The organism is Micromonospora cabrerizensis (assembly GCF_022230955.1).
GTDB lineage: Bacteria > Actinomycetota > Actinomycetes > Mycobacteriales > Micromonosporaceae > Micromonospora > Micromonospora cabrerizensis.
Map to the genome: position 1 here is coordinate 72,556 of NZ_JAKKFI010000043.1, position 20,716 is coordinate 93,271.

At 70.0% G+C, this 20,716-nt stretch carries 15 protein-coding genes; 8 read left to right on the forward strand and 7 right to left on the reverse strand.

From position 1 onward, the window contains the following. Positions 1-75: 75 nt before the first annotated feature. Positions 76-2,370, forward strand: a complete 2,295-nt coding sequence (locus LADH09A_RS04690; RefSeq protein ID WP_238643485.1) for a HelD family protein — start codon at positions 76-78, stop codon at positions 2,368-2,370. Between the two features lie 109 nt (positions 2,371-2,479). Here LADH09A_RS04690 and LADH09A_RS04695 read toward each other — a convergent pair whose 3' ends face one another. Then, positions 2,480-2,899: a hypothetical protein gene (locus LADH09A_RS04695; RefSeq protein ID WP_238643486.1), complete on the reverse strand. Its 420-nt coding sequence runs from the start codon at positions 2,897-2,899 to the stop codon at positions 2,480-2,482. Between the two features lie 191 nt (positions 2,900-3,090). Between LADH09A_RS04695 and LADH09A_RS04700 the strand changes: the two genes are divergently transcribed. Both LADH09A_RS04700 and LADH09A_RS04705 read left to right on the forward strand, forming a co-directional pair. Continuing rightward, positions 3,091-5,133, forward strand: a complete 2,043-nt coding sequence (locus tag LADH09A_RS04700) for a glycerophosphodiester phosphodiesterase family protein (protein WP_238643487.1) — start codon at positions 3,091-3,093, stop codon at positions 5,131-5,133. 178 nt (positions 5,134-5,311) lie between these two features. Next, positions 5,312-5,689: a hypothetical protein gene (locus LADH09A_RS04705; RefSeq protein ID WP_238643488.1), complete on the forward strand. Its 378-nt coding sequence runs from the start codon at positions 5,312-5,314 to the stop codon at positions 5,687-5,689. 112 nt (positions 5,690-5,801) lie between these two features. Here the strand turns inward: LADH09A_RS04705 and LADH09A_RS04710 are convergent, their stop codons facing one another. The 4 genes from LADH09A_RS04710 to LADH09A_RS04725 form a co-directional block, all read right to left on the reverse strand. Beyond that, positions 5,802-6,746: a sporulation protein gene (locus tag LADH09A_RS04710; RefSeq protein WP_238643489.1), complete on the reverse strand. Its 945-nt coding sequence runs from the start codon at positions 6,744-6,746 to the stop codon at positions 5,802-5,804. 118 nt (positions 6,747-6,864) lie between these two features. After that, positions 6,865-7,884 carry a HEAT repeat domain-containing protein gene (locus LADH09A_RS04715; RefSeq protein ID WP_238643490.1) on the reverse strand — a complete coding sequence of 340 codons (1,020 nt, stop codon included), beginning with the start codon at positions 7,882-7,884 and terminating at the stop codon, positions 6,865-6,867. Positions 7,885-7,917: 33 nt separating this feature from the next. Next, positions 7,918-8,694: a DeoR/GlpR family DNA-binding transcription regulator gene (locus tag LADH09A_RS04720; RefSeq protein ID WP_238643491.1), complete on the reverse strand. Its 777-nt coding sequence runs from the start codon at positions 8,692-8,694 to the stop codon at positions 7,918-7,920. Positions 8,695-8,730: 36 nt separating this feature from the next. Further along, complete coding sequence (locus tag LADH09A_RS04725; protein ID WP_238643492.1) at positions 8,731-10,734, reverse strand: beta-galactosidase; 2,004 nt, start codon at positions 10,732-10,734, stop codon at positions 8,731-8,733. Positions 10,735-11,017: 283 nt separating this feature from the next. Here LADH09A_RS04725 and LADH09A_RS04730 point away from each other — a divergent pair, with 283 nt between their 5' ends. From LADH09A_RS04730 to LADH09A_RS04750, 5 genes are all read left to right on the forward strand, one after another. Then, positions 11,018-12,346: an ABC transporter substrate-binding protein gene (locus tag LADH09A_RS04730; RefSeq protein WP_238643493.1), complete on the forward strand. Its 1,329-nt coding sequence runs from the start codon at positions 11,018-11,020 to the stop codon at positions 12,344-12,346. A gap of 21 nt (positions 12,347-12,367) precedes the next feature. Then, entirely contained in the window at positions 12,368-13,324 is a 957-nt protein-coding gene (locus tag LADH09A_RS04735) for a carbohydrate ABC transporter permease (RefSeq protein WP_238643494.1), read from the forward strand. Then, positions 13,321-14,235, forward strand: a complete 915-nt coding sequence (locus tag LADH09A_RS04740; protein ID WP_238643495.1) for a carbohydrate ABC transporter permease — start codon at positions 13,321-13,323, stop codon at positions 14,233-14,235. Before LADH09A_RS04735 ends, LADH09A_RS04740 begins: the two co-directional genes overlap by 4 nt. Beyond that, positions 14,232-16,367 carry an alpha-galactosidase gene (locus LADH09A_RS04745; RefSeq protein WP_238643496.1) on the forward strand — a complete coding sequence of 712 codons (2,136 nt, stop codon included), beginning with the start codon at positions 14,232-14,234 and terminating at the stop codon, positions 16,365-16,367. The genes LADH09A_RS04740 and LADH09A_RS04745 overlap by 4 nt, the downstream gene beginning before the upstream one ends. Positions 16,368-16,466: 99 nt before the next feature. Further along, a complete protein-coding gene (locus LADH09A_RS04750; protein WP_238643497.1) occupies positions 16,467-16,787 on the forward strand; it encodes a DMT family transporter in 321 nt (106 codons plus the stop codon). A 58-nt stretch (positions 16,788-16,845) separates the two neighbouring features. On the opposite strand, the gene LADH09A_RS04755 is transcribed toward LADH09A_RS04750, so the two are convergent. Both LADH09A_RS04755 and LADH09A_RS04760 read right to left on the reverse strand, forming a co-directional pair. Continuing rightward, positions 16,846-18,552, reverse strand: a complete 1,707-nt coding sequence (locus tag LADH09A_RS04755; protein WP_238643498.1) for a trypsin-like serine protease — start codon at positions 18,550-18,552, stop codon at positions 16,846-16,848. A gap of 511 nt (positions 18,553-19,063) precedes the next feature. Continuing rightward, positions 19,064-20,425 (reverse strand): cellulase family glycosylhydrolase, encoded by a 1,362-nt coding sequence (locus tag LADH09A_RS04760; RefSeq protein ID WP_238643499.1) that lies wholly within the window; start codon positions 20,423-20,425, stop codon positions 19,064-19,066. Between the last annotated feature and the right edge of the window lie 291 nt (positions 20,426-20,716).

Here is a 20,716-nt window from a genome sequence, read left to right on the forward strand (position 1 = left end):
TCAACAGTTCGAGGGCACAAAAAAGAACGGCTAAAAGCCGTTCCTGCAAAGGATTCTAATCTTTAGGGAGACGGCTTGTCAAGGCACTCCGGCGGTTCCGGCGAATTGCCGCTCGACGACGAGATCGGTCGCGAGCAGGAGTACGTCTCGATGCTCTACGACCGGCTGGACGGGCTGCGTGAGCAGGCCGCACACCGGCTCACCTCCGAGCTGCGCAACACCGGCGGCACCCTCCAGGACCGTTCGCAGCGGGACAGCTCGGTAGCGATGTACGCCGATCAGGTCGAACAGTTCTCCGCCGTGGAGAACGGGCTCTGCTTTGGCCGACTCGACGGCGACGACGACTCCCGCCACTACATCGGCAGGATCGGCATCTTCGACACCAGCGGTGACTACGACCCGCTGCTGATGGACTGGCGGGCCCCCGCCGCCCGCCCGTTCTACCTCGCCACCGCCGCCAACCCACAGGGCGTACGCCGACGCCGGCACCTGCGTACCCGGCAGCGCAAGGTCACCGGGCTCAACGACGAGGTGCTCGACATCGACACCGCCTCCCCCGGCGGCCACGAGGAGCTGACCGGCGAGGCGTCCCTGCTCGCCGCGCTCAACGCGGGCCGGACCGGCCGGATGCGCGACATCGTCGAGACCATCCAGGCCGAACAGGACCAGATCATCCGCGCGGAACTGCCGGGCGTCATGGTGGTCCAGGGCGGCCCGGGCACCGGCAAGACCGCCGTCGCGCTGCACCGGGCGGCGTACCTGCTCTACACCCACCGCCGTGAGCTCTCCAGCCGGGGCGTGCTGCTGGTCGGCCCGAACGCGACCTTCCTGCGCTACATCTCCCAGGTGCTGCCGACGCTGGCCGAGACCGGCGTGCTGCTGCGTACCCAGGCTGATCTCTTCCCCGGGGTGAGTGCCCAACGCACCGAACCGGCCGAGGCCGCGGCGCTCAAGGGCCGGGCGGTGCTGGCCGAGGTCCTCGCGCTGGCCGTACGGGACCGGCAGTGGGTGCCGGACGAGCCGCTGGAGATCGAGGTGGAGCGGGAGACACTGACCCTCGACCCGCAGGTCGTGCGGGCCGCCCGGGACCGGGTGCGCCGCGTCGACCGGCCGCACAACCTGTCCCGCGCGCTGTTCGACGTGGAGATCGTGCACGCGCTCGCCGACCAGGTGGCCGAACGGATCGGTGCCGACCCACTGGGCGGGGACAACCTGCTCGACGAGGCGGACCGGGCCGAGATCCGCCGCGAGCTGCGTGAGGAGACGGGAATCCAGGCCGCCCTGGACCGGCTGTGGCCCGTGCTCACCCCACAGCGACTGCTGGCCGACCTGTACGCCGACCCGGACCGGATCGCCGCCGCCGCGCCGATGCTGACCGAGGACGAGCGGGCGCTGCTGCGGCGGGAGCCGGGTGGTTGGACGCCGGCCGACGTGCCGCTGCTCGACGAGGCCGCCGAGCTGCTCGGCGAGGACGAGCGGGCCGCCGCGGCCCGCCGGGACCGCATCCGGATGATGGAACGGGAGTACGCCGAGGGCGTGCTCGAAATCGCCCGGGGTTCCCGCTCGATCGACGTCGAGGACGAGGCCGAGGGTGGTGAGATCCTCGGCGTGACCGACCTGATCGACGCGGACCGGCTGCTGGAGCGGCAGGAGGAGGCCGACCGCCTCACCACCGCGCAGCGGGCCGCCGCCGACCGCACCTGGGCGTTCGGCCACGTCATCGTGGACGAGGCGCAGGAGTTGTCGCCGATGGCGTGGCGGCTGCTGATGCGCCGCTGCCCGAGCCGGTCGATGACGATCGTCGGGGACGTCGCACAGACCGGCGCGCTCAGCGGCACGCCCTCCTGGGCGGACGCCCTCGCCCCGTACGTCGCCCAGCGGTGGCGGCTGACCGAGCTGACGGTCAGCTACCGCACCCCTGCCGAGATCATGGCGGTCGCCGCCGACGTACTGGCGGAGATCGACCCGGCGCTGCGTCCCCCGCGCTCGGTGCGGGAGAGCGGCGTACCCCCGTGGGACCGGGTGGTGCCCGGCGAGCGGTTGGCGGCGGAGCTGGTCGCCGAGGCCGCCCGCGAGGCGGCCCGGTTGACCGAGGGTCGGCTCGGCGTGCTGGTGCCGGCCGGCCGGGTGGGCGAGTTGGGAGCGGCCGTGACCGCTGCCCTGCCGGAGGCCGCCCTGGGCGAGCATCCGGAGCTGGAGAGCCGGGTCGTGGTGCTGACCGTCGCGCAGGCCAAGGGGTTGGAGTTCGACTCGGTGCTGGTCGTCGACCCGGACCGGATGGTGGCCGAGTCGCCGCGTGGGCGCAGCGACCTGTACGTCGCGCTCACCCGCGCCACCCAACGCCTGGGCATCCTGCGCCCCGCGAGCTGATCCCCCGCGCCCCTCTCCCTACCGACCCCTGAATCGATCATGAGGTTGGCGTGGGCTGTCATCTCCGACAGCCACGCCAACCTCATGATCAGGCAGGAGAGCCCCGGTGTCAGTCGCCGGCGCGATCCTGGTTGGACTTGGCCGGTCCGGTAGCCGACGTGGACTGGTCGCTGGTGCCACCGCCCATCGGGGTGCTCAGACCGCCGGTCGTCGCATCGCCGGTCGTCGTCGGCGCGACCTTGCCCGGGTGTCGCTCCGGCTGCCGGGCCACCCGGCGAACACTCGCCGGGCCGGCGGTGCCACCGGTGGTGGTCACCGCGCCCTGCCCACCGACGGGGCCCCCGTCGCGCAGCACCTGCGGATCGATCCGTTCGTGCGCCGGGTCGAGCGGGTCGTCGCGCTGGATCTGGCTCAGCACGTCGGTGCGGGGCACCGTCACCTCTTCGACGGCTCCCTTGCCGTACACGCCCCCGGCGATCCGATCCTCGGCCTGGCGGGCGGCGTCCTGCCGCATGTCGTCCTCACGCACGATTCATCACCTCGCAGAAGCTGTGGAACCAACTGGGTGCCCGGCCACCGGCCGACCAAACCCGGCGTGACCGGGAGGTCGTCCACGGCGGTTCACCGGCACGCCGCCCGCTGGCCGCCTGCCCGCAGTCCGAGATGTCCATGCTGTCCGGCGACCGGTGGGAGATGCCCGCCGGCAGAGGGGATGACAGCGTGCGCACAGTACGCCGTACCGCCGTCGCGGCCCTGGTGGCCGCGACGGTGACGACCGGGTTCGCGGTGCCCGCCCAGGCGAAACCGCGACCGGACCGGACATTCGACGTGCAGGCCCACCGGGGCGGCCTCGGACTGCGGGTGGAGAACACCCTCGCCTCCTTCGGCAACGCCCTCCAGCTCGGGGTGACCACCCTCGAACTGGACGTGCAGATCACCGAGGACGGTCAGGCCGTCGTCACCCACGACCGGAAGATCTCTGGTGCCAAGTGCGTCGACACCGCCCCGGTGATGCCCGGCGACCCGGAGTTCCCGTACGTCGGGAAGTACGTCAACACGCTCACCGTGGCCCAGGTGCGCTCGCTCGACTGTGGCGCGAAGACCCTGCCGGACAAGCCCGGCCAGCTCGCCGTCCCGGGTGCCCGGATGCCGTTGCTGCGTGAGGTCTTCGCGCTGGTCAACCGCTACCGGGCGAAGGACGTGAAGCTCAACGTCGAGACCAAGGTCGAGGCCGGCGCGCCGACCGAGACCGCGCCCCGCGACCAGTTCGTCCGGGTCACCGCTGCCGAGATCCGCGCCGCCGGGCTGCTCAAGCAGGTCACCATCCAGAGCTTCGACTGGGGCGCGCTGATGCGCATGCGCCAGGTCGAACCGAAGCTGCCGCTGGTTGCCCTGACCAACTACGACTTCCTCCAGACCGGGCAGCCGGGCGCCTCGCCGTGGCTGGGCGGGCTGGACATCGACGACTTCGGCGGAGACCCGATCAAGGCGATCCGCAGCTTCGGCGCCAGCGCCTTCTCACCGGTGCACGGCTTCCCGCAGAACGGCACTGTCACCGACCCCGGCTACAAGCCGTACGTCACGAAGGAGATGGTCGCCCAGGCGCACCACTACGGGATCAAGGTGATCCCGTGGACCGTCGACGACGTGCCGACCATGGCCAAGCTGATCGACGACGGCGTGGACGGGATGATCACCGACTACCCGGACCGGTTGCGCGGCCTGCTGGCGCAGCGCGGCTACCGGCTGCCGAAGGCGTACACGGCGCCGTTCGACATCCAGGCGCACCGCGGCGGTCGGGCCACCCGGCCGGAGAACACCCTGCCGGCCTTCTCGAACGCGTTGTCCAACCGGGCCATCTCCACGCTGGAGCTGGACACCGGCGTGACCGCCGACGGCAAGCTCGTGGTGCTGCACGACCGCACCGTCAACGGGTCGCACTGCGTCGACACCGCCCCGGTGCGCCGTGGTGACCCCTCGTTCCCGTACGTGGGCAAGCCGGTGCACGAACTGACCCTGGCGCAGCTCAAGACCGTCGACTGCGGCACGAGGACACTGCCCGAACTGCCCGCGCAGGTGCCCGCGCCGGGTGCCCGGATCCCGACCCTGGACGAGGTCTTCGCCCTGGTGAAGGCAAGTGGTCGCACCGACATCGGGATGAACATCGAGACGAAGATCAGCCCGGTGGTGAACGACACCGAGCCGTACCGCAGCTTCACCCGCAAGCTGGTCGACGCCATCCAGCGCGCCGGCTTCACCAACCGGGCCACCATCCAGTCGTTCGACTGGCGCACCATCACGTACGCCCGGCAGCTCGACCGCCGGATCGGCACCGTCGCGCTGGTCTGGCAGTACGGCCCGGCCGAGTGCGCGACCCTCGCCGACGAGTGTTCGTTGCAGGCGGTGTACGGAAACCGCTCGGTGAAGAGCCCGTGGACCGGTGGACTGGACTGGTGGAAGTACCAGGACCTGGGCAAGCTGACCCGCGCCGCCGGTGCGGGCACGGTCTCGGCCAACTGGCAGGTGCACGACGCGAAGCAGGGCACTGTCGCCTCGGCGGACTGGTACCTGCGGGAGAACCCGGCGTACTTCCACGGACCGGACGTCCGGACCCTTCAGACGCGGGACAACCTGAAGGTGATCCCGTACACCGTTGATGACGCCACGGTCATGCAGCGGGTGATCGACCTCGGCGTCGACGGCATCATCACCGACGACCCGGACCTGTTGGTGAGCGTCGCGATCCGCAACGGCCTGCGCTGACACGCTGTCCCACCTGATCGCCGGCCGGATTTTCCGGCCGGCGATCGGTGTTACCTGCTCCCGGCCCTCGGGTAGTCGGGGGGCGTCCCCGCCGTGAAGCGAAACCGTGCCGTGGCCGAAACGCGGTAGCGGGGCGAGGGAATGCAGGTAGGACTCATCGCATCCTGAGGAGGACCAGATGAGCACGCAGGCTGCTTCCACCCGGCCGATGAACCGGCCGACGAACGACCCGCAGAATCCCGCCTCGATGCGGGACATGCCCACCCAGCAGATGCCGGCCATGCGCGACGGACGTCGCAACGACATGCAGGCACCCGGTACGGAGACCAAGCAGGCGTTCAAGACCACCGAGTTCTGGATCTACCTGATCGCGGTGGCCGCCGTACTGGGCGCGTCGCAGGTCGTCGGAAAGAACTCCGCGGGGGTCGACATCTTCCGGGCCGACAATGCCTGGTTCCTGATCACCCTGCTGACGCTCGGCTACCTCGGTAGCCGCGGCCTCTCCAAGGCCGGCAGCAACTGGCGCAGCAGCGAGGAGCGCAAGGCCCGCCACTGAGCGGGTAGCACGAGCAACAGTCCGCCTGTGAGCGGGTAGCACGAGCACGGCGCACGATGGCCTCCGGGAGTACCTCCCGGAGGCCATCGTCGTGTGTGTGTGTGTGGGACGACTACTCGTCGCCGCCGAAGTCGCCGCCGAAGTCACCCTCGAACGCGTCCTCGATCATCTCGCCGGCGACCATGCCGCCGGCGACGCCGAGCGCCGCGCCGGCCACCATGCCGCCCATTCCGTGCCCCCGACTGTGACCGTGGCTCGGGCCGTACTGGGAGCGGAGGCTGCCGTAACGGGACGTGGTCTCCCGCAGCCAACCGTCGACGACCTGTGCCCAGTCGACCCGGTCGGCGTCGGTGTGCGACACCTGGAAGCGACCGAAGGCGTCGTGCCCGGCGCTCAGGAACCCGCCGCGCTTGTCGCACTCCAGGATGACCTCCACCCCGCGCTGACTGGTCACGAAGGTCAGCTCGACCTCCTTGATCGTGCTCGCGTACTGCGGGGAGGCGAAGAACTCGATCTCCTGGTAGAACGGCAGGGTCTGCTGCACACCACGGATGTGGCCCCGCTCCAGGTCGGCGTGCTTGAACCGGAAGCCGAGCCGCTGGAACGCGTCCAGGATCCGCTCGTGCACCGGCAACGGGTGCACGGCCACCTGGTCCAGGTCGCTCTTGTCGACCGCGCGGGCGATCGCCAGCTCGGTGCGCAGGCCCATCGTCATCCCGTGCAGGCGCTGGCCGTACACGTCGGTGATCGGGGTCTCCCACGGCACCGGCAGTTGGAACGGGATGGAGAGCTGCTGCTTCGGGGCGAGCGTGAGCGCTCCGCTGACCGCCATCCGGTGGAACTCCATCGTGCCCGCGTACTCGGTGTCGTGTCCTTCGACCTCGACCCGGGTGACCAGCCCGATGACCACCTGCTCGATGGCTGCCTCGGCGTCGCCACCGACGAGGTTGACCTGCCCGTCGAGGGTCAGGCCGGGGCGGGTGTTGGGGTTGGTCAGCACGGTGTCCACACTGGGGCCGCCGACACCGAACGCGCTCAACATCTTCTTGAAGACCATCGAAACTCCTGTGCGACGCCGACCGCTCCGGGCTGGAGTCGGACGTTGACTCGAACGGCACCCTATCCAGCACCCCTGTGAGGTGGCTGTGAAGCGCGTGGCCCCGGGTCGGTCAGCGCTACAGAATCTCGAGCACCAGCTCGGCCGCGCGAGCCGGGTCGTACCCGACCCTGTCCAGCAACGCGTCGACAAAGCAGCGGCCGGAGCTGTCGGGATCGTCGCCGATGTCGAGGAACAGGCCCAGGTCGCACCGCTCGCCGAGGATGACGACCGGCAGATCGGGGCGGAGCCGGTACAGCGTGGTGATGACCTGCCAGGCCGCCTCGTCGCGCTCGGCTCGGCGCACCGGGTCGCACTCTCGCAGGGCCTCGGCGACACCGTCGGCGGTGGGGTCGAACCCGTCCAGCAGCGGCAGCAGCGACGGGTCCGCCAGGTAGGCGGCGGCTTTGAAGGTGTGCGTGTGGACCTCGTCCCGCGCGAGTAGTTCGCGTACCAGGGGAAGTGCCCGCGCGTCCCGTCGCCGCGCCAGCCCCCGGGCGCCCTCCTCCCGTACCCCCGGCTCGACGTCGCGGGTGCGGTCCCACAGCGCCCGCCGGACGTCATCGCCGTCGGGGGTGGCCGACCATCCGAGGCCGAAGGTGGCCCACTCGCGCACGTCGGGGTCCGAGTCGGTGCACAGGCCGATCAGCACTGCCACTGCGTCCTCGGGCGGATGGTCGTCGAGCAGCACCATCGGCAGCGCGACCGCGACCTGGAACCGCACGTCGATGTCCGGGCTGCCCGCGAGGGTGAGCAGGACCGGGAGGACGGCAGGGTCGCAGGTGGCGGCCCCGGCGCGCGCGATCGAGCGCTGCACCGCCGGATCCGACTCGTGCGCGGCGAGGGCGACCAGGGCTGTCGCCACCTCCCCGCGGACGTCGTCCTCACCCACCTCACTCACCACGCCGAGCAGGTCGCAGGCGACCGCCCGGACCACGGCGTCCGGGTCGGTGAGCTGCCCGAGCGCCATTCGCACGGCCACCCGCCCCGCACCGGCGGCCGGACGCAACAGGGCCCACCGATCCTCGGTGTCGTCCTCGGCGAGACGGGATCGCTCCACCGCCTGGTCGAACAACTCCGCCACCGTATGCGACTCCACGGCCGAGATGCTGCCACGCAGCCTGTTGACGACCTAGTCGGGCTCCACGATCACCAGCTCGCCGACCTGTTCGCCGATCGCGGTACGCGCCTCCGCCGGCAGCCCTCGATCGGTGATCAGCACGTCGGCGGCCTCCAGCGGCGCGATGGTGGCGATGCCGATGATCTCCCACTTGGTGTGGTCGGCGAGCACCACGAGCCGGCGCGCCGCCCCGATCAGGCACCGGTTGACCCCGGCCTCCAACAGGTTCGGTGTGGTGAGCCCGGTGCGTGGGCTCAGGCCGTGCACACCGAGGAAGAGCAGGTCGACGTTGAGCGCGCTGATCGCCGCCTCGGCCACCGGGCCGGTCAACGCGTCCGACGGGGTACGGATGCCACCGGTCAACACGACCGTCTGGTCGGCGCGCGGGTTCTGGTAGAGCGCGTCGGCCACCGGGATGGAGTTGGTCACGACGGTCAGGCCGCGTACGTCGGAGAGCAGCGTGGCCAGCGCGGCGGTGGTGGTGCCGGCGGAGAGCGCGATGGCCATGCCCGGCTCCACCATCCGCGCCGCGCGCTCGGCGATGGCCCGCTTCTCCGCCTGCTGGCGGATCGACTTCGCCGCGAAACCGGGCTCCTCGGCCGAACCCGGCCCGGCGAGCGTCGCGCCGCCGTGCACCTTGTCCACCAGGCCGCGCTCGGCCAGCACCTCCAGGTCGCGCCGGATCGTCATGTCGGAGACACCGAACCGACTGACCAGGTGGCTGACCCGCACGCCGCCGCGTTGGCGGATCAGATCGAGGATGGCGGTCTGCCGCTGCTGGGCGAGCATCTGGGGAACCTCCTTCGTGCGGTGGCTGTCGCCGGGTCAGGCCGGGTCGTCGGCCCGATCCTCCCGGATCACCGCCACCTCACCGGCCGGCAGGGTCAGCTCACCGGCGCAGTGCGCCCCGGTCAGCAACTCAGTGCCGTGCACCGGGAGCCGTACCTCCTCCTCGGTGTGGTTGATGACGAACAGCCAGCTCCGGTCGCCGTCGCGTCTACGGACCACCTCCACACCGGATGGTGCCGGCCCGGCCGGGCGCACGCCGGCCTCGTCGACGAGTCGGGCCACCAACCGGTCGGTGGCCGGCTCGTCCAGCCGGGTGCCGACATACCAGGCGGCGCCGTCGCCGACCAGGTGACGGGTCAGCGCCGGCACACCCGGCAAGGGCCCATCGGTGTACGACGCCAGCACCTCGGCGCCCTCGGGGTGCAGCCACTCGGTCCACACGTCGGCGGTGCTCCCGTCGTCGAGTCGGACCTGCTCGCCCTCCCGCAGCGGGAAGAACTCCTCGGTGCGTACGCCGAGCAGCTCACGGAACGCTCCCGGGTAACCGCCCAGCCGGATGTGGTCGTTCGCGTCCACGATGCCGCTGAAGTAGGTGACGGCCGCGGTGCCGCCGCCCTCGACGTAGCGGTGCAGCGCCTCGACGTCGGCGTCGCGCACCAGGTAGAGCGTCGGGGCGAGCACCAGTCGGTAGCCGCTGAGATCCGCCGACGGGTGGACGACGTCGGCGGTCACGCCGGCCCGCCACAGCGCCCCGTAGAGGGCGTTGAGCCGGTCGGCGTAGGTGACGTCGACGCTGGGGTGTGAATCCAACTCGACCCCCCACCACGCCTCCCAGTCGAACAGGATCGCGACCTCGGCGTCCACCCGGCTGCCGCGTACCTCCGCGAGGGCCTTGAGGTCCGCGCCGAGCTGACACACCTCGCGGAACACCTTGGTGTCCGGCCCGGCGTGTGGCACCAGCGCGGAGTGGAACTTCTCGGCGCCGGCCCGGGAGGCGCGCCACTGGAAGAACAGCACCCCGTCCGCGCCGCGGGCGACGTGCGCCAGGCTGTTGCGGCGTAGCTGCCCGGGCAGCTTGGCCACGTTGCGCGGCTGCCAGTTGACCGCGCTGGTGGAGTGCTCCATGAGCAGCCACGGGTCACCACCGGCGACGCCCCGGGTGTGGTCGGCGGCGAGCGCCAGCCCGAGGTGCCCCCGCGGGTCGGCGGCGTTGAGGTAGTGGTCGTTGGACACGAGGTCCACGTCGTCGGCCCAGGACTGGTAGTCCATGTGCTTGACGCCCATGCCGATCATGAAGTTCGTGGTGACCGGCTGCTGGACCAGTGTCCGCAGCACCTCCCGCTCGGCGCGCAGTTGGGCGCGCAGCTCGTCGGAGGAGAAGCGCAGGAAGTCGAGCTGCTGCGTGGGGTTGGCGAAAGCCGTCACCGTACGCGGCGGGTTGATCTCGGCCCAGTCGCCGTAGCGCTGGCTCCAGAACGCGGTGCCCCAGGCGTCGTTGAGCCGGTCCAGGTCGCCGTAGCGCTCCCGCAGCCAGCCGCGGAACGCCTCGGCGCTGACGTCGCAGTAGCAGTGCGCGTTGTGGCAGCCCAACTCGTTGGAGATGTGCCACATCACCACGGCCGGATGCTCGGCGTACCGGCCGGCGACCGCTCGCACCAACTCCAGCGACCGCTCCCGGAACACCGGCGAGCTGGGGCAGTACGCCTGGCGTCCGCCCGGCCAGAGGATCGCGCCGTCGGCGCGGCGGGGCAACGTCTCCGGGTGCGCGCGGGCCAGCCACGGCGGTGGGCTGGCGGTGGCGGTGGCCAGGTCGACCTGGATACCGCCGTCGTGCAGCAGATCCAGCACCCGGTCCAACCATCCAAACTCGAACCGGCCCGGTGTGGGCTCCAGCAGAGCCCAGGAGAAGATGCCGACCGAGACCAGGTTGACCCCGGCCCGGCGCATCAACTCGACGTCCTCGGACCAGGTCTCCTGGGGCCACTGCTCGGGGTTGTAGTCGCCGCCGAAGTAGATGCCGTCACCCTGCCATCGCCGCATGAGAGCTGAGGGTGCACCGGGCCGGGCGCGGAAGTCAACAGGTTCCAACATGGATTTGTTTTCCAACGTTTACCTCGTAACGGCCGTATCACAACTGGGTTACCGGGGGCGGAACGCCCTCTTGACAGCGCCCATCGGAGGGGTACTTTGAGCCCCCAATGGCCGTTCGTGTTCGTCAATGTGGGTTCTCGGTGAATCCCGATCCCTGACGACGACGGTCGCTCTGCCATCACCACCCTGATGACCCTTGGGCGTAGCACCTCTTCACCAGCAGGAGGCACAGATGTCCCGTCCCCAATCCCAAGCCGAGTACCTGGCTCGGCTCGTACCACCCTCGGTCGCCGGCCTCAACCGCCGCTCACTGCTGGCCGGCGCTGCCGGCACCGGCGCGCTGCTCGGCACCGGCCTGCTCGCCGGCTGCGGCGGCGACTCCGGTTCCGGATCGGACTCGAAGGACGTGTCCGTCGGCTCCAACCAGTCCGACCCGAAGCCCAAGGACGTCACCGCCAAGGTCATGGACGGGTTCAAGACCGCGTCCGGAATCACGCCGGCGATCAACACGGTCGACCACAACACGTACCAGGAGAACATCAACAACTACCTGCAGGGCAAGCCGGACGACGTCTACATGTGGTTCGCCGGCTACCGGATGCGCTTCTTCGCCGCCAAGGGCCTGGCCAGCGACATCAGCGACGTGTGGGGCAAGCTCTCCGGCTTCTCCGACGCCTTCAAGAAGGCCTCCACCGGGGACGACGACAAGCAGTACTTCGTACCCTCGTCCTACTACCCCTGGGCGATGTTCTACCGAAAGTCGGTGTGGCAGCAGTACGGCTACCAGGTGCCCACGACCCTGGACCAGCTCACCGCACTCAGCGCGCAGATGAAGAGGGACGGCCTCACCCCGATCGCGTTCGCCGACAAGGACGGCTGGCCGGCGATGGGCACCTTCGACATCCTCAACCTGCGGATCAACGGGTACCAGTTCCACATCGACCTGATGGCCGGCAAGGAGGCCTGGACCTCCGACAAGGTCAGGAAGGTCTTCGACACCTGGGCCGGACTACTGCCCCTGCACCAGCCGGACAGCCTCGGCCGCACCTGGCAGGAGGCGGCGCAGTCGCTGCAACAGAAGAAGAGCGGCATGTACCTGCTCGGCCTCTTCGTCGGCCAGCAGTTCAGCAACGAGGAGCAGAGCGACCTCGACTTCTTCACCTTCCCGGAGATCGACCCGGCGATCGGCGCCAAGGCGCTGGACGCGCCGATCGACGGCTACATGATGGCCCGCAAGCCCAAGAACGAGGCCAACGCCCGGAAACTGCTGGAGTACGTGGGCGGCAAGGACGCCGCGAACATCACGGTGAAGAACGACCCGGCCACCCTCGTGGCCAACAGCAGCGCCGACGTCAGCGGCTACACCGCGTTGCAGAAGAAGGCCGCCGAGCTGGTCGGCTCGGCCACCGAGATCGCCCAGTTCCTCGACCGCGACACCCGGCCGGACTTCGCCTCGACCGTGATCATCCCGGCGATCCAGCAGTTCATCAAGAACCCCAAGGACATCAGCGGGCTCACCTCGTCCATCGAGAGCCAGAAAAAGTCGATCTTCACTGACTGACGGCGGAAAGGGGAGGACATCGTGTCCGACCTGCCCCTGATCCAAGCGGATCGCGCCGTGCCGCCGCCGGCCGCGACCACCTCCACGGGTGGTCGTCGCCGGCGGCTACGGCTCCTGTCCCGCACCGACCGCGTGGTCATCACGCTGATGGTGCTCGTCCCGCTGCTGCTCGTCACCGGGTTCGTCTGGTTGCCGGCGGCGGCCACCGTGCTGCTCTCCGGCACCAACTGGGACGGCATCGGCCCCCTCAACGAGATCGAGTTCGTCGGCGGACGCAACTACACCGACGTGGTGACCAACTACCCGCCGTTCGTGCCGGCGGTCCAGCACAACCTGCTGTGGCTGGCGGTCCTGTTCGTCGTCGCCACCCCGTTCGGCATGTTCCTGGCCGTCCTGCTCGACAAGGAGCTACGGGGCAGCCGCTTCTACCAGACCGCGCTCTACCTGCCGGTGGTGCTCTCGCTGGCACTCATCGGCTTCGTGTGGCAGCTGCTCTACTCCCGCGACCAGGGCCTGATCAACGCGGTGTTCGGCAGCAACGTCGACTGGTACGGCGACTCCAGCGTCAACATCTGGGCGGTCATGGTCGCCTCCGGCTGGCGGCACGTCGGCTACATCATGCTGCTCTACCTGGCCGGGCTGAAGGGCGTCGACCCGTCGTTGCGGGAGGCCGCGGCGGTCGACGGCGCCTCGGAGAGCCGCACCTTCTTCCAGGTCGTCTTCCCGGTGCTGCGGCCGATCAACATCATCGTGCTGGTGGTGACGGTGATCGAGTCGCTGCGCGCGTTCGACCTGGTCTGGGTGGTCAACAAGGGGCGCAACGGGTTGGAGCTGATCTCCGCGCTGGTCACTCAGAACGTGGTGGGTGAGGCGAGCCGGATCGGGTTCGGCTCGGCGCTGGCGACGATCATGCTGATCGTCTCGCTGGTCTTCATCACCATCTACCTGGCGACCGTGATGAGGGAGAACCGGGAATGAGCACCGCGACCGTCACCCGGCGTACCGAGGGTGAGCCCGAGGCGTCGCCCCGCCGCCGCAGGCTGACCCCGCTGCGGCTGTTGCTGCACGGCTTCCTCATCACCGTCGCGCTGGTCTGGCTCTTCCCGATCGCCTGGGCGGTGCTGACCTCGCTGCGCTCGTACGACTACACCGCCGCCAACGGCTACGTCTCGTTCGGCGGCTGGACCTTCGACAACTACGTCACCGCCTGGCAGACGGCAGAGTTCGGCCAGCACTTCCTCAACTCGGTGTACATCACCGTGCCGGCCGTGCTGTTGACCCTCTTCCTCGCCTCCTGCGTGGCGTTCGTGATCGCCCGGTTCAGTTGGAAGCTCAACATCGTGCTGCTCGGGGTGTTCACCGCGGCCAACCTGCTGCCCCAGCAGGCGCTGCTCATCCCGCTGTTCCGGGTGTTCACCCAGGTGCCCCTGCCGGAGTTCATGAGCGACTCGGAGTTGCTCTACGACAGCTACTGGGGCCTGATCCTGATCAACGTGGCCTTCCAGTGTGGATTCTGTGTCTTCGTGCTCAGCAACTACATGAAGGCGCTGCCGCGCGACCTGTACGAGGCGGCGATGGTCGACGGGGCGAGCATCTGGCGGCAGTACTGGCAGGTCACCATGCCGCTGTGCCGGCCGGCCCTGGCCGCGCTGGCGACCCTGGAGGTGACCTGGATCTACAACGAGTTCTTCTGGGCCACCGTCCTGATGCGCACCGGGGACAAGTTCCCGGTCACCAGCTCGCTGAACAACCTGCGCGGTGAGTTCTTCACCGACAACAACCTGGTCTCGGCGGGCAGCGTGCTCGTCGCGATCCCCACCCTGGTGATCTTCTTTATGCTCCAGCGGCACTTCGTTCGGGGCCTGACCTTGGGAGCCTCGAAGGGATGACGATCCTGCACCTGCGCCGCGCGCGGACCAGCCTGGTGCTCGACGCGCGCGGCCCGGGGCTGCCCCGGGTCGTGCACTGGGGCGGCGACGTCGGCGACCTCGACGACGACGGCCTGCGCCAGCTCATCGAGGCGACCGTGCCGCCGGTGGTGCCGAGCAGCTTCGACGAGCCACCCGTGCTGTCGCTGCTGCCGGAGGCGAGCGCGGGATGGAGCGGCCGCCCGGGGCTGGCCGGGCACCGCGACGGACGCGACTGGTCCACCTCCTTCCGCCTCGACGGGGTGGACGTGAACGACAACGGGCCCGGCGCGGCGCTGTTGACCGTGCGGGCGTCGGACCCGGCCGCCGGGCTGACCCTGACCAGCGAGATCATGCTCGACCCGCACGGCCTGCTGACCGTGCGGCACCGGCTGCGCAACGACGGCGACACGGCGTACGAGCTGCGGGAGCTGACCCCGGTGCTGCCGGTGCCGGCGGTCGCCACCGAGCTGCTCGACCTGACCGGCCGGTGGTGCCGGGAACGGGCCCCGCAGCGGCACCGGTGGCAGCAGGGCGCCTGGGTCCGTGAGGGCCGGCACGGCCGCACCGGGCACGACGCCACACTGCTGCTGGTGGCGGGCACCGCCGGGTTCGGTTTCGGCCACGGCGAGGTGTGGGCGGTGCACACCGCGTGGAGCGGCGACCACGTCACCTTCGCCGAGCGCCGGCCCACCGGCGAGTCGACCCTCGGTGGCGGCGAGCTGCTGGCCCCCGGGGAGATCCGGCTCGGCCCCGGCGAGTCGTACGAGACCCCCCTGCTCTACGCGGTCTGGTCCGACACCGGGCTGGACGGGCTCAGCGACGTGCTGCACACGCACCTGCGGGCCCGGCCCGGGCACCCACGCTCCCCCCGCCCGGTGACCCTCAACGTCTGGGAGGCCGTCTACTTCGATCACGACCTGGACCGGCTGCGGGCCCTGGCCGACCGGGCCGCGCAGATCGGCGTGGAGCGGTTCGTGCTCGACGACGGTTGGTTCCGCGGTCGGCGCGACGACACCGCGGGGCTCGGCGACTGGTACGTCGACGAGGGCGTCTGGCCCGACGGTCTGCAACCGCTCATCGACCACGTGACCGGCCAGGGCCTGGAGTTCGGCCTCTGGGTGGAGCCGGAGATGGTCAACCCCGACTCCGACCTGTTCCGCGCGCACCCCGACTGGCTCCTGGCCGTACCGGGGCGGCTGCCACCGGCCTGGCGCAACCAGCAGGTGCTCGACCTGGGCCGCCCGGAGGCGTACGACCACGTGCGGGACCGGCTCGACGCGCTGCTCACCGAACACCCCGGCATCAGCTATCTCAAGTGGGACCAGAACCGGGACCTCACCGAGGCCGGACACCACGGCCGCCCGGGGGTGCACGGGCAGACCCTGGCGGTCTACCGCCTCCTCGACGAGCTGCGCGGTCGCCACCCGGGTGTGGAGATCGAAAGCTGCTCGTCCGGCGGGGCCCGGGTGGACCTGGCCATCCTGGCCCGCACCGACCGGGTCTGGGCCAGCGACTGCAACGACGCCCTGGAACGGCTCAGCATCCAGCGCTGGACCGGGCTGCTGCTGCCGCCTGAGCTGATCGGCACGCACATCGGGCCGGACCGCTCGCACACCACGAACCGCGTCCACGACCTCGGATTCCGGGCGGCCACCGCGCTCTTCGGCCACCACGGCATCGAGTGGGACATCGCCTCGATCAGCGCCGCCGAGCAGAGCGAGCTGGCCGCCTGGGTGGCACTGCACAAGCGGCTGCGACCGCTGCTGCACGCCGGCCGGGTGGTCCGGGTCGACCACCCCGACCCGGCCGTCTGGGCGCACGGCGTCATCGACCACGACAGCACCCGAGCGGTGTACGCGGTGGCGCGGCTGGCCACCTCCGCGACGCCGTTCCCCGGCGCCGTCCGGCTGCCCGGCCTGGATGCGAACCGCCGTTACCGGGTGCGACCGGCACCCGACGTGCCGGCACCGGCGACCATCGAGCGGTCCGCACCCGGCAGGCTGGCGGGGGGCGTCGTCCTGAGCGGGGCGGCACTGGCCCGGATGGGCATCCAACTGCCCGCGCTGCACCCGGAACAGAGCCTGGTGCTGGAGGTCGACGCCGTCGGCTGACGAGAAGGAGCAGAAAGCGTCCTGGCAGCGGTGCGGTCTGCCCGTCGGCGTTAGCCTGACCACCGACGACGTCGGCCGAGCGGTCAGAACTGGGGACGCATGGCGTACGTACTGCTGGGGGTTGCCATCCTCGCCGAGGTGCTGGCAACCAGCCTGCTCAAGAGCACCGCCGGGTTCAGCCGGCTCTGGCCGACGGTGGGCTGCCTGACCGGTTACGTGCTGGCGTTCCTGCTGCTGGCCCAGGCCGTCAAGGAGATCCCGGTCGGCGTCGCGTACGCGCTCTGGTCGGGCCTGGGCACCGCGGCCATCGTGGCGATCGGGGCGGTGTTCCTGGACGAGCCGGTCGGAATCGCCAAAGTCGCCGGCATCGCGTTGATCATCGCCGGGGTGGTCATCGTGAACCTGACCGGGGAACACTGACACACGGATCCCCCGCCTCCCAGGAGGAAGCGGGGGACCGTGGGTCACGCAGAAGCGATCACTCGCCGTCGAACCTCATGTTGACCCACCAACCGAACGTACGCGGCCGGTTGACCCACGTACCGAACGGCGTGGTGAAGCCGCCGCTCGTGGTCGAGGTGAAGGTGTTCATGCTGAGGCCGTCGTCGGCGTACCGGTAGAGGACAGCCAGATCGTCGCGCTTGTCGCCGTTGTAGTCGCCGCTGGCCAACTTCATGCTGGCGAAGTGGCCGAATTCGGCCGACGCCCAGGACTGGACGGGCGCGTTGAAGGTGCCGTCCGCCTTGGCCGTGAAGGTGTGCAGGCTGGTGCTGTTGGACGCGACGTACTTGAGGACCGCCACGTCTCCGCGACCGTCGCCGTTGAAGTCGCCGCTCCTGAGCTTCATGTTGGCGAGCGCAGCGAACGGCTTGTCCTTGGGAGTGGTCCAGGAGTTGTACGGGGTGCCGAACTTGCCGTCGGCCTGACCCGGCCAGGTGATCAGAGCCATCGATCCGTCGGCGTACGCGTAGAAGAGCGAGGCGTCGGCCCGGCCGTCCCCGTTGACGTCACCGGCGAAGACGGCGGTGCTGTGCCAGTTGCCGAAGGTGGTCGCCTCCCACACCGTGCTCGGGGCGCCGAGCCCGCCGTCCGGGCGGGCGATCCAGTTGATCCAGGCTTCCTTGCCGTTGCCGAGCTCATACCCGTAGAACGCGGTCAGGTCGGCCCGGCCATCACCGTTGATGTCCCCGGAGGCCATCTTCATGCTGCCGATGTGACCCCAGCTGGCCCCGGCCGTCCAGGATCGCAGGGGCGCGCCGTACTTGCCGTCCGGACCGGTGATGAACGTGTCGATGGCGAAGCTGCCGTCGGCGGCGGTCGACAACGCCACGACGTCCTTGATGCCATCGCCGTCGAAGTCGTCGTTGAACACCTTGACCCGGTCGCGGTTGTACCTCGTCTCGGTGCTCTTCCACGAACCGATCGGGTCGCCGAAACCACCCGTCGAGGTCGCCGGGAAGGTGGTCGGGGAGGCCTGCCCCGGGTCGTACGTGTAGAGGAAGTTGAGGTCCTCGTAGGCGTCGGTCGCCACACCCTGCGGCATGGTCGCGGCGAACCACGGCCCGAGGTCGTCGACCCGGGTGTCCACCGCGTCGCGGCGGGTCTCCGTCTCGGCGAAGCACCCACCCTGCCACGAGCTGTAGTGCACGCCGACGAGCTGCGGCTTGCCGCTCACCACGCGGACGGTGGGGCCACCCAGGTCGCCGCGGCAGATACCGGTCTGACCACTACCCAGGATGTCGAGGGTGGACGCCCCGACGGTCTGGACACCGAACGAGCCACTGTGCAACTGGTCGGGAACCCAGGCGCTGGCGGTACGACCGAAACCGGCACCGGTGAGCTGCTCGCCGACCGTCGGTGCGGCCCCCAGCGCCACCGGGGTCACGTCGACCCGGCGGGCCAGCCGCACGAGAACCAGGTCACGACTGGTGTGCGGCACGATCCGGAAGGCCGGAACGACCGTACCCGTCGACGCGGTGAGGTTGGGGCGCCCGACGGTGACGGTCGTCGGCTTGGTCGGCTTGCCCGCGACGACGGCCTGACCGTCGAAGCTGAAGCAGCTCTTGGCGGTGAGCACCCACCAGGGGTCGACCAGCGATCCGCTGCACGAACGCTCCAGCGACCCGACGTCGACCTTGGCGACGAAGCCGAACGACCCGTCGGTGACGGCCGTCCCTCCGGTCACGGCCTGAGCCGATGAGGCCTGAAGAAGCCCCGCAACCAGGGTTGCCGCGAGCACGCCTGCCTGGGCTGCTCGCCGTCGATAAGACGATGACACTAATGATCCTTTCTGGATCAGAAGGCAGGGACGCTGCGCGGCGCGGACCGGTGCCAGTGACGACATGCGTCGGAGCGCGGCGAGGACACGCCGTGCCGCGCTCATCTGGCCGGCTCCTGAGAGCGGCGCGCTGGCATCGGGCGTGGTGAAGCGAGTCGTGCCCACCGATCGTGGGCACGACTGTGCACAGTCGTACATGAAGGACCCCCGTGGCCCCTGCGGGCTGAGCGGTTACCGGAAAGCAACCGCAGGCTCACCTTAGGGATCAATCACTCAACCCACTGTCCCCGATGAATGTGGAGAATCCCACAACGGAACATCTTGCGAACCCCATCCATGATGGGCTATGCGTACACCGACTTCGGCAGGCAGGGTGGCCGGGCCCGCGCGGGGCCCGGCCACCGATGCTGGTGCCTGGTCAGCTGGTCGTGCAGGTCACCTCCGGTCGGGCGTTGCTGCCGGTCCAGCCACCGATGAAGCCGAAGGTGGTGCTGGCACCGGCGGCCAGCCGGCCGTTGTAGTCCACGTTTCGGGCGGTCACCGTGGCGCCGCTGCTGGTCAGCGTCGCGTTCCAGGTCTGGCTGACGCTCTGCCCGTTGGCGAACGTCCACCGGGTGGTCCAGCCCGTGACCGGGGTGGCGCCGGCGGTCACCCGCACCTCACCCTGGAAGCCGCCCTGCCACTGGCCGGTCACCGTGTAGGTCGCCGTGCAACCACCGGCGGGCGGAGGCGTGGTGGGTGGCGGGGTGGTGGGCGGAGGCGTCGTGGGCGGCGGGGTGGTCGGCGGCGGAGTGCCGCCGAAGACGCTCGCCTCCCGGGCGGTCTGCCGGATGCCGTTGGCCCCGTCGAAGAGGCGCTGACCCCAGGTGCTCAGGTTCGCCGGGTTGAACGAGGTGGCCAGGTCGAGATACTCCACCCCACCGCCGTTGCCACTCCACGACCAACCCAGCCAGCCGATACCGTTCGCCTGGCTGTAGGCGAGGATGGTGTCCTCGTCCGGGTCGCCGTCGGAGTGGTTGAACCCGAACTCACCGACCACGATGGGCAGCCCCGCCGAGCGGAAACGGCCCAGGTAGTCGCTGATCTCCGCGGCGGTGTCGAACACCCCGTACATGTGGACGGAGAAGACGGTGTTGCGGGCCGGGTCCGCCGCGAAGACCGACGCGGCGTTGTCCCGCATGGTGAACGACCAGTCCTGTCCCCAGTTCGGCGCGTCCACCATGATGGTGTGGGTCAGCCCGCCGGCCCGCAGGCGCTTGATCGCGTCGGCGTTGTCGGTGGCCCAGGAGCCGTAGTTCTGGTTGCCGTACGGCTCGTTGCCGATGTTGACGATGACGTATCTTTCCTGGCCGGCGAGCACGTCGGCGAGACCGAGCCAGTAGTCGACCGCGCGGGCCAGGGTGATCGCGCCGCTCTGCTCGCCGTACCCGGTCGTGTCGTGCACCTCCAGCACGCAGATCAGCCGGTTGGCCTTGCAGAGGGAGATGACGTTCGCGACGTCGGCGTTGGTGTTGCGGGTCCACCGGTCACCGCTGGAGAGCACCACCCGCACGGTGTTCGCGCCGAGCGCCTTGACGTCGGCGAACGAGCTGGTCTGCTGCGGGTACCAGGTGTGGGCGTGGTTGACGCCTCGCATGACGAATTCGGTGCCGTTGGCGTCGTACAACCTGCCGTTCGCGACGGAGAAACCAGCCGCGGCGTGCGCCGGCTGGCCGAACGCCAGCACGGCGACGAGCAACGCGAGCAGGGCCGCCGCGACGGCGGAGAGTCGAGTCTTCATGGCCTTCCTCAGGGAGGACCCCCGATGCCCGACAGGGGTGGGACGTGACAGGGGAAGGCGGCTGCAGCCCGGCAGCCGCGCCCGGCTCCCGGCGCGCACGCATCAGCGTAGGACGATGGCTTGACCATCGCAACCGGTTCAGTTGACAGGTCCGAGACCCGGACAGCCGCAACGGCCCACGCGAGCGCGGGCCGTCGCGGGGCGATCATCCCCACCACAGGATGTGCGCCACAGCCGGCTCTTAACCGGTTAAGAGCGACGGTAGGCAGGAGACCCCGATCCGTCAAGCAG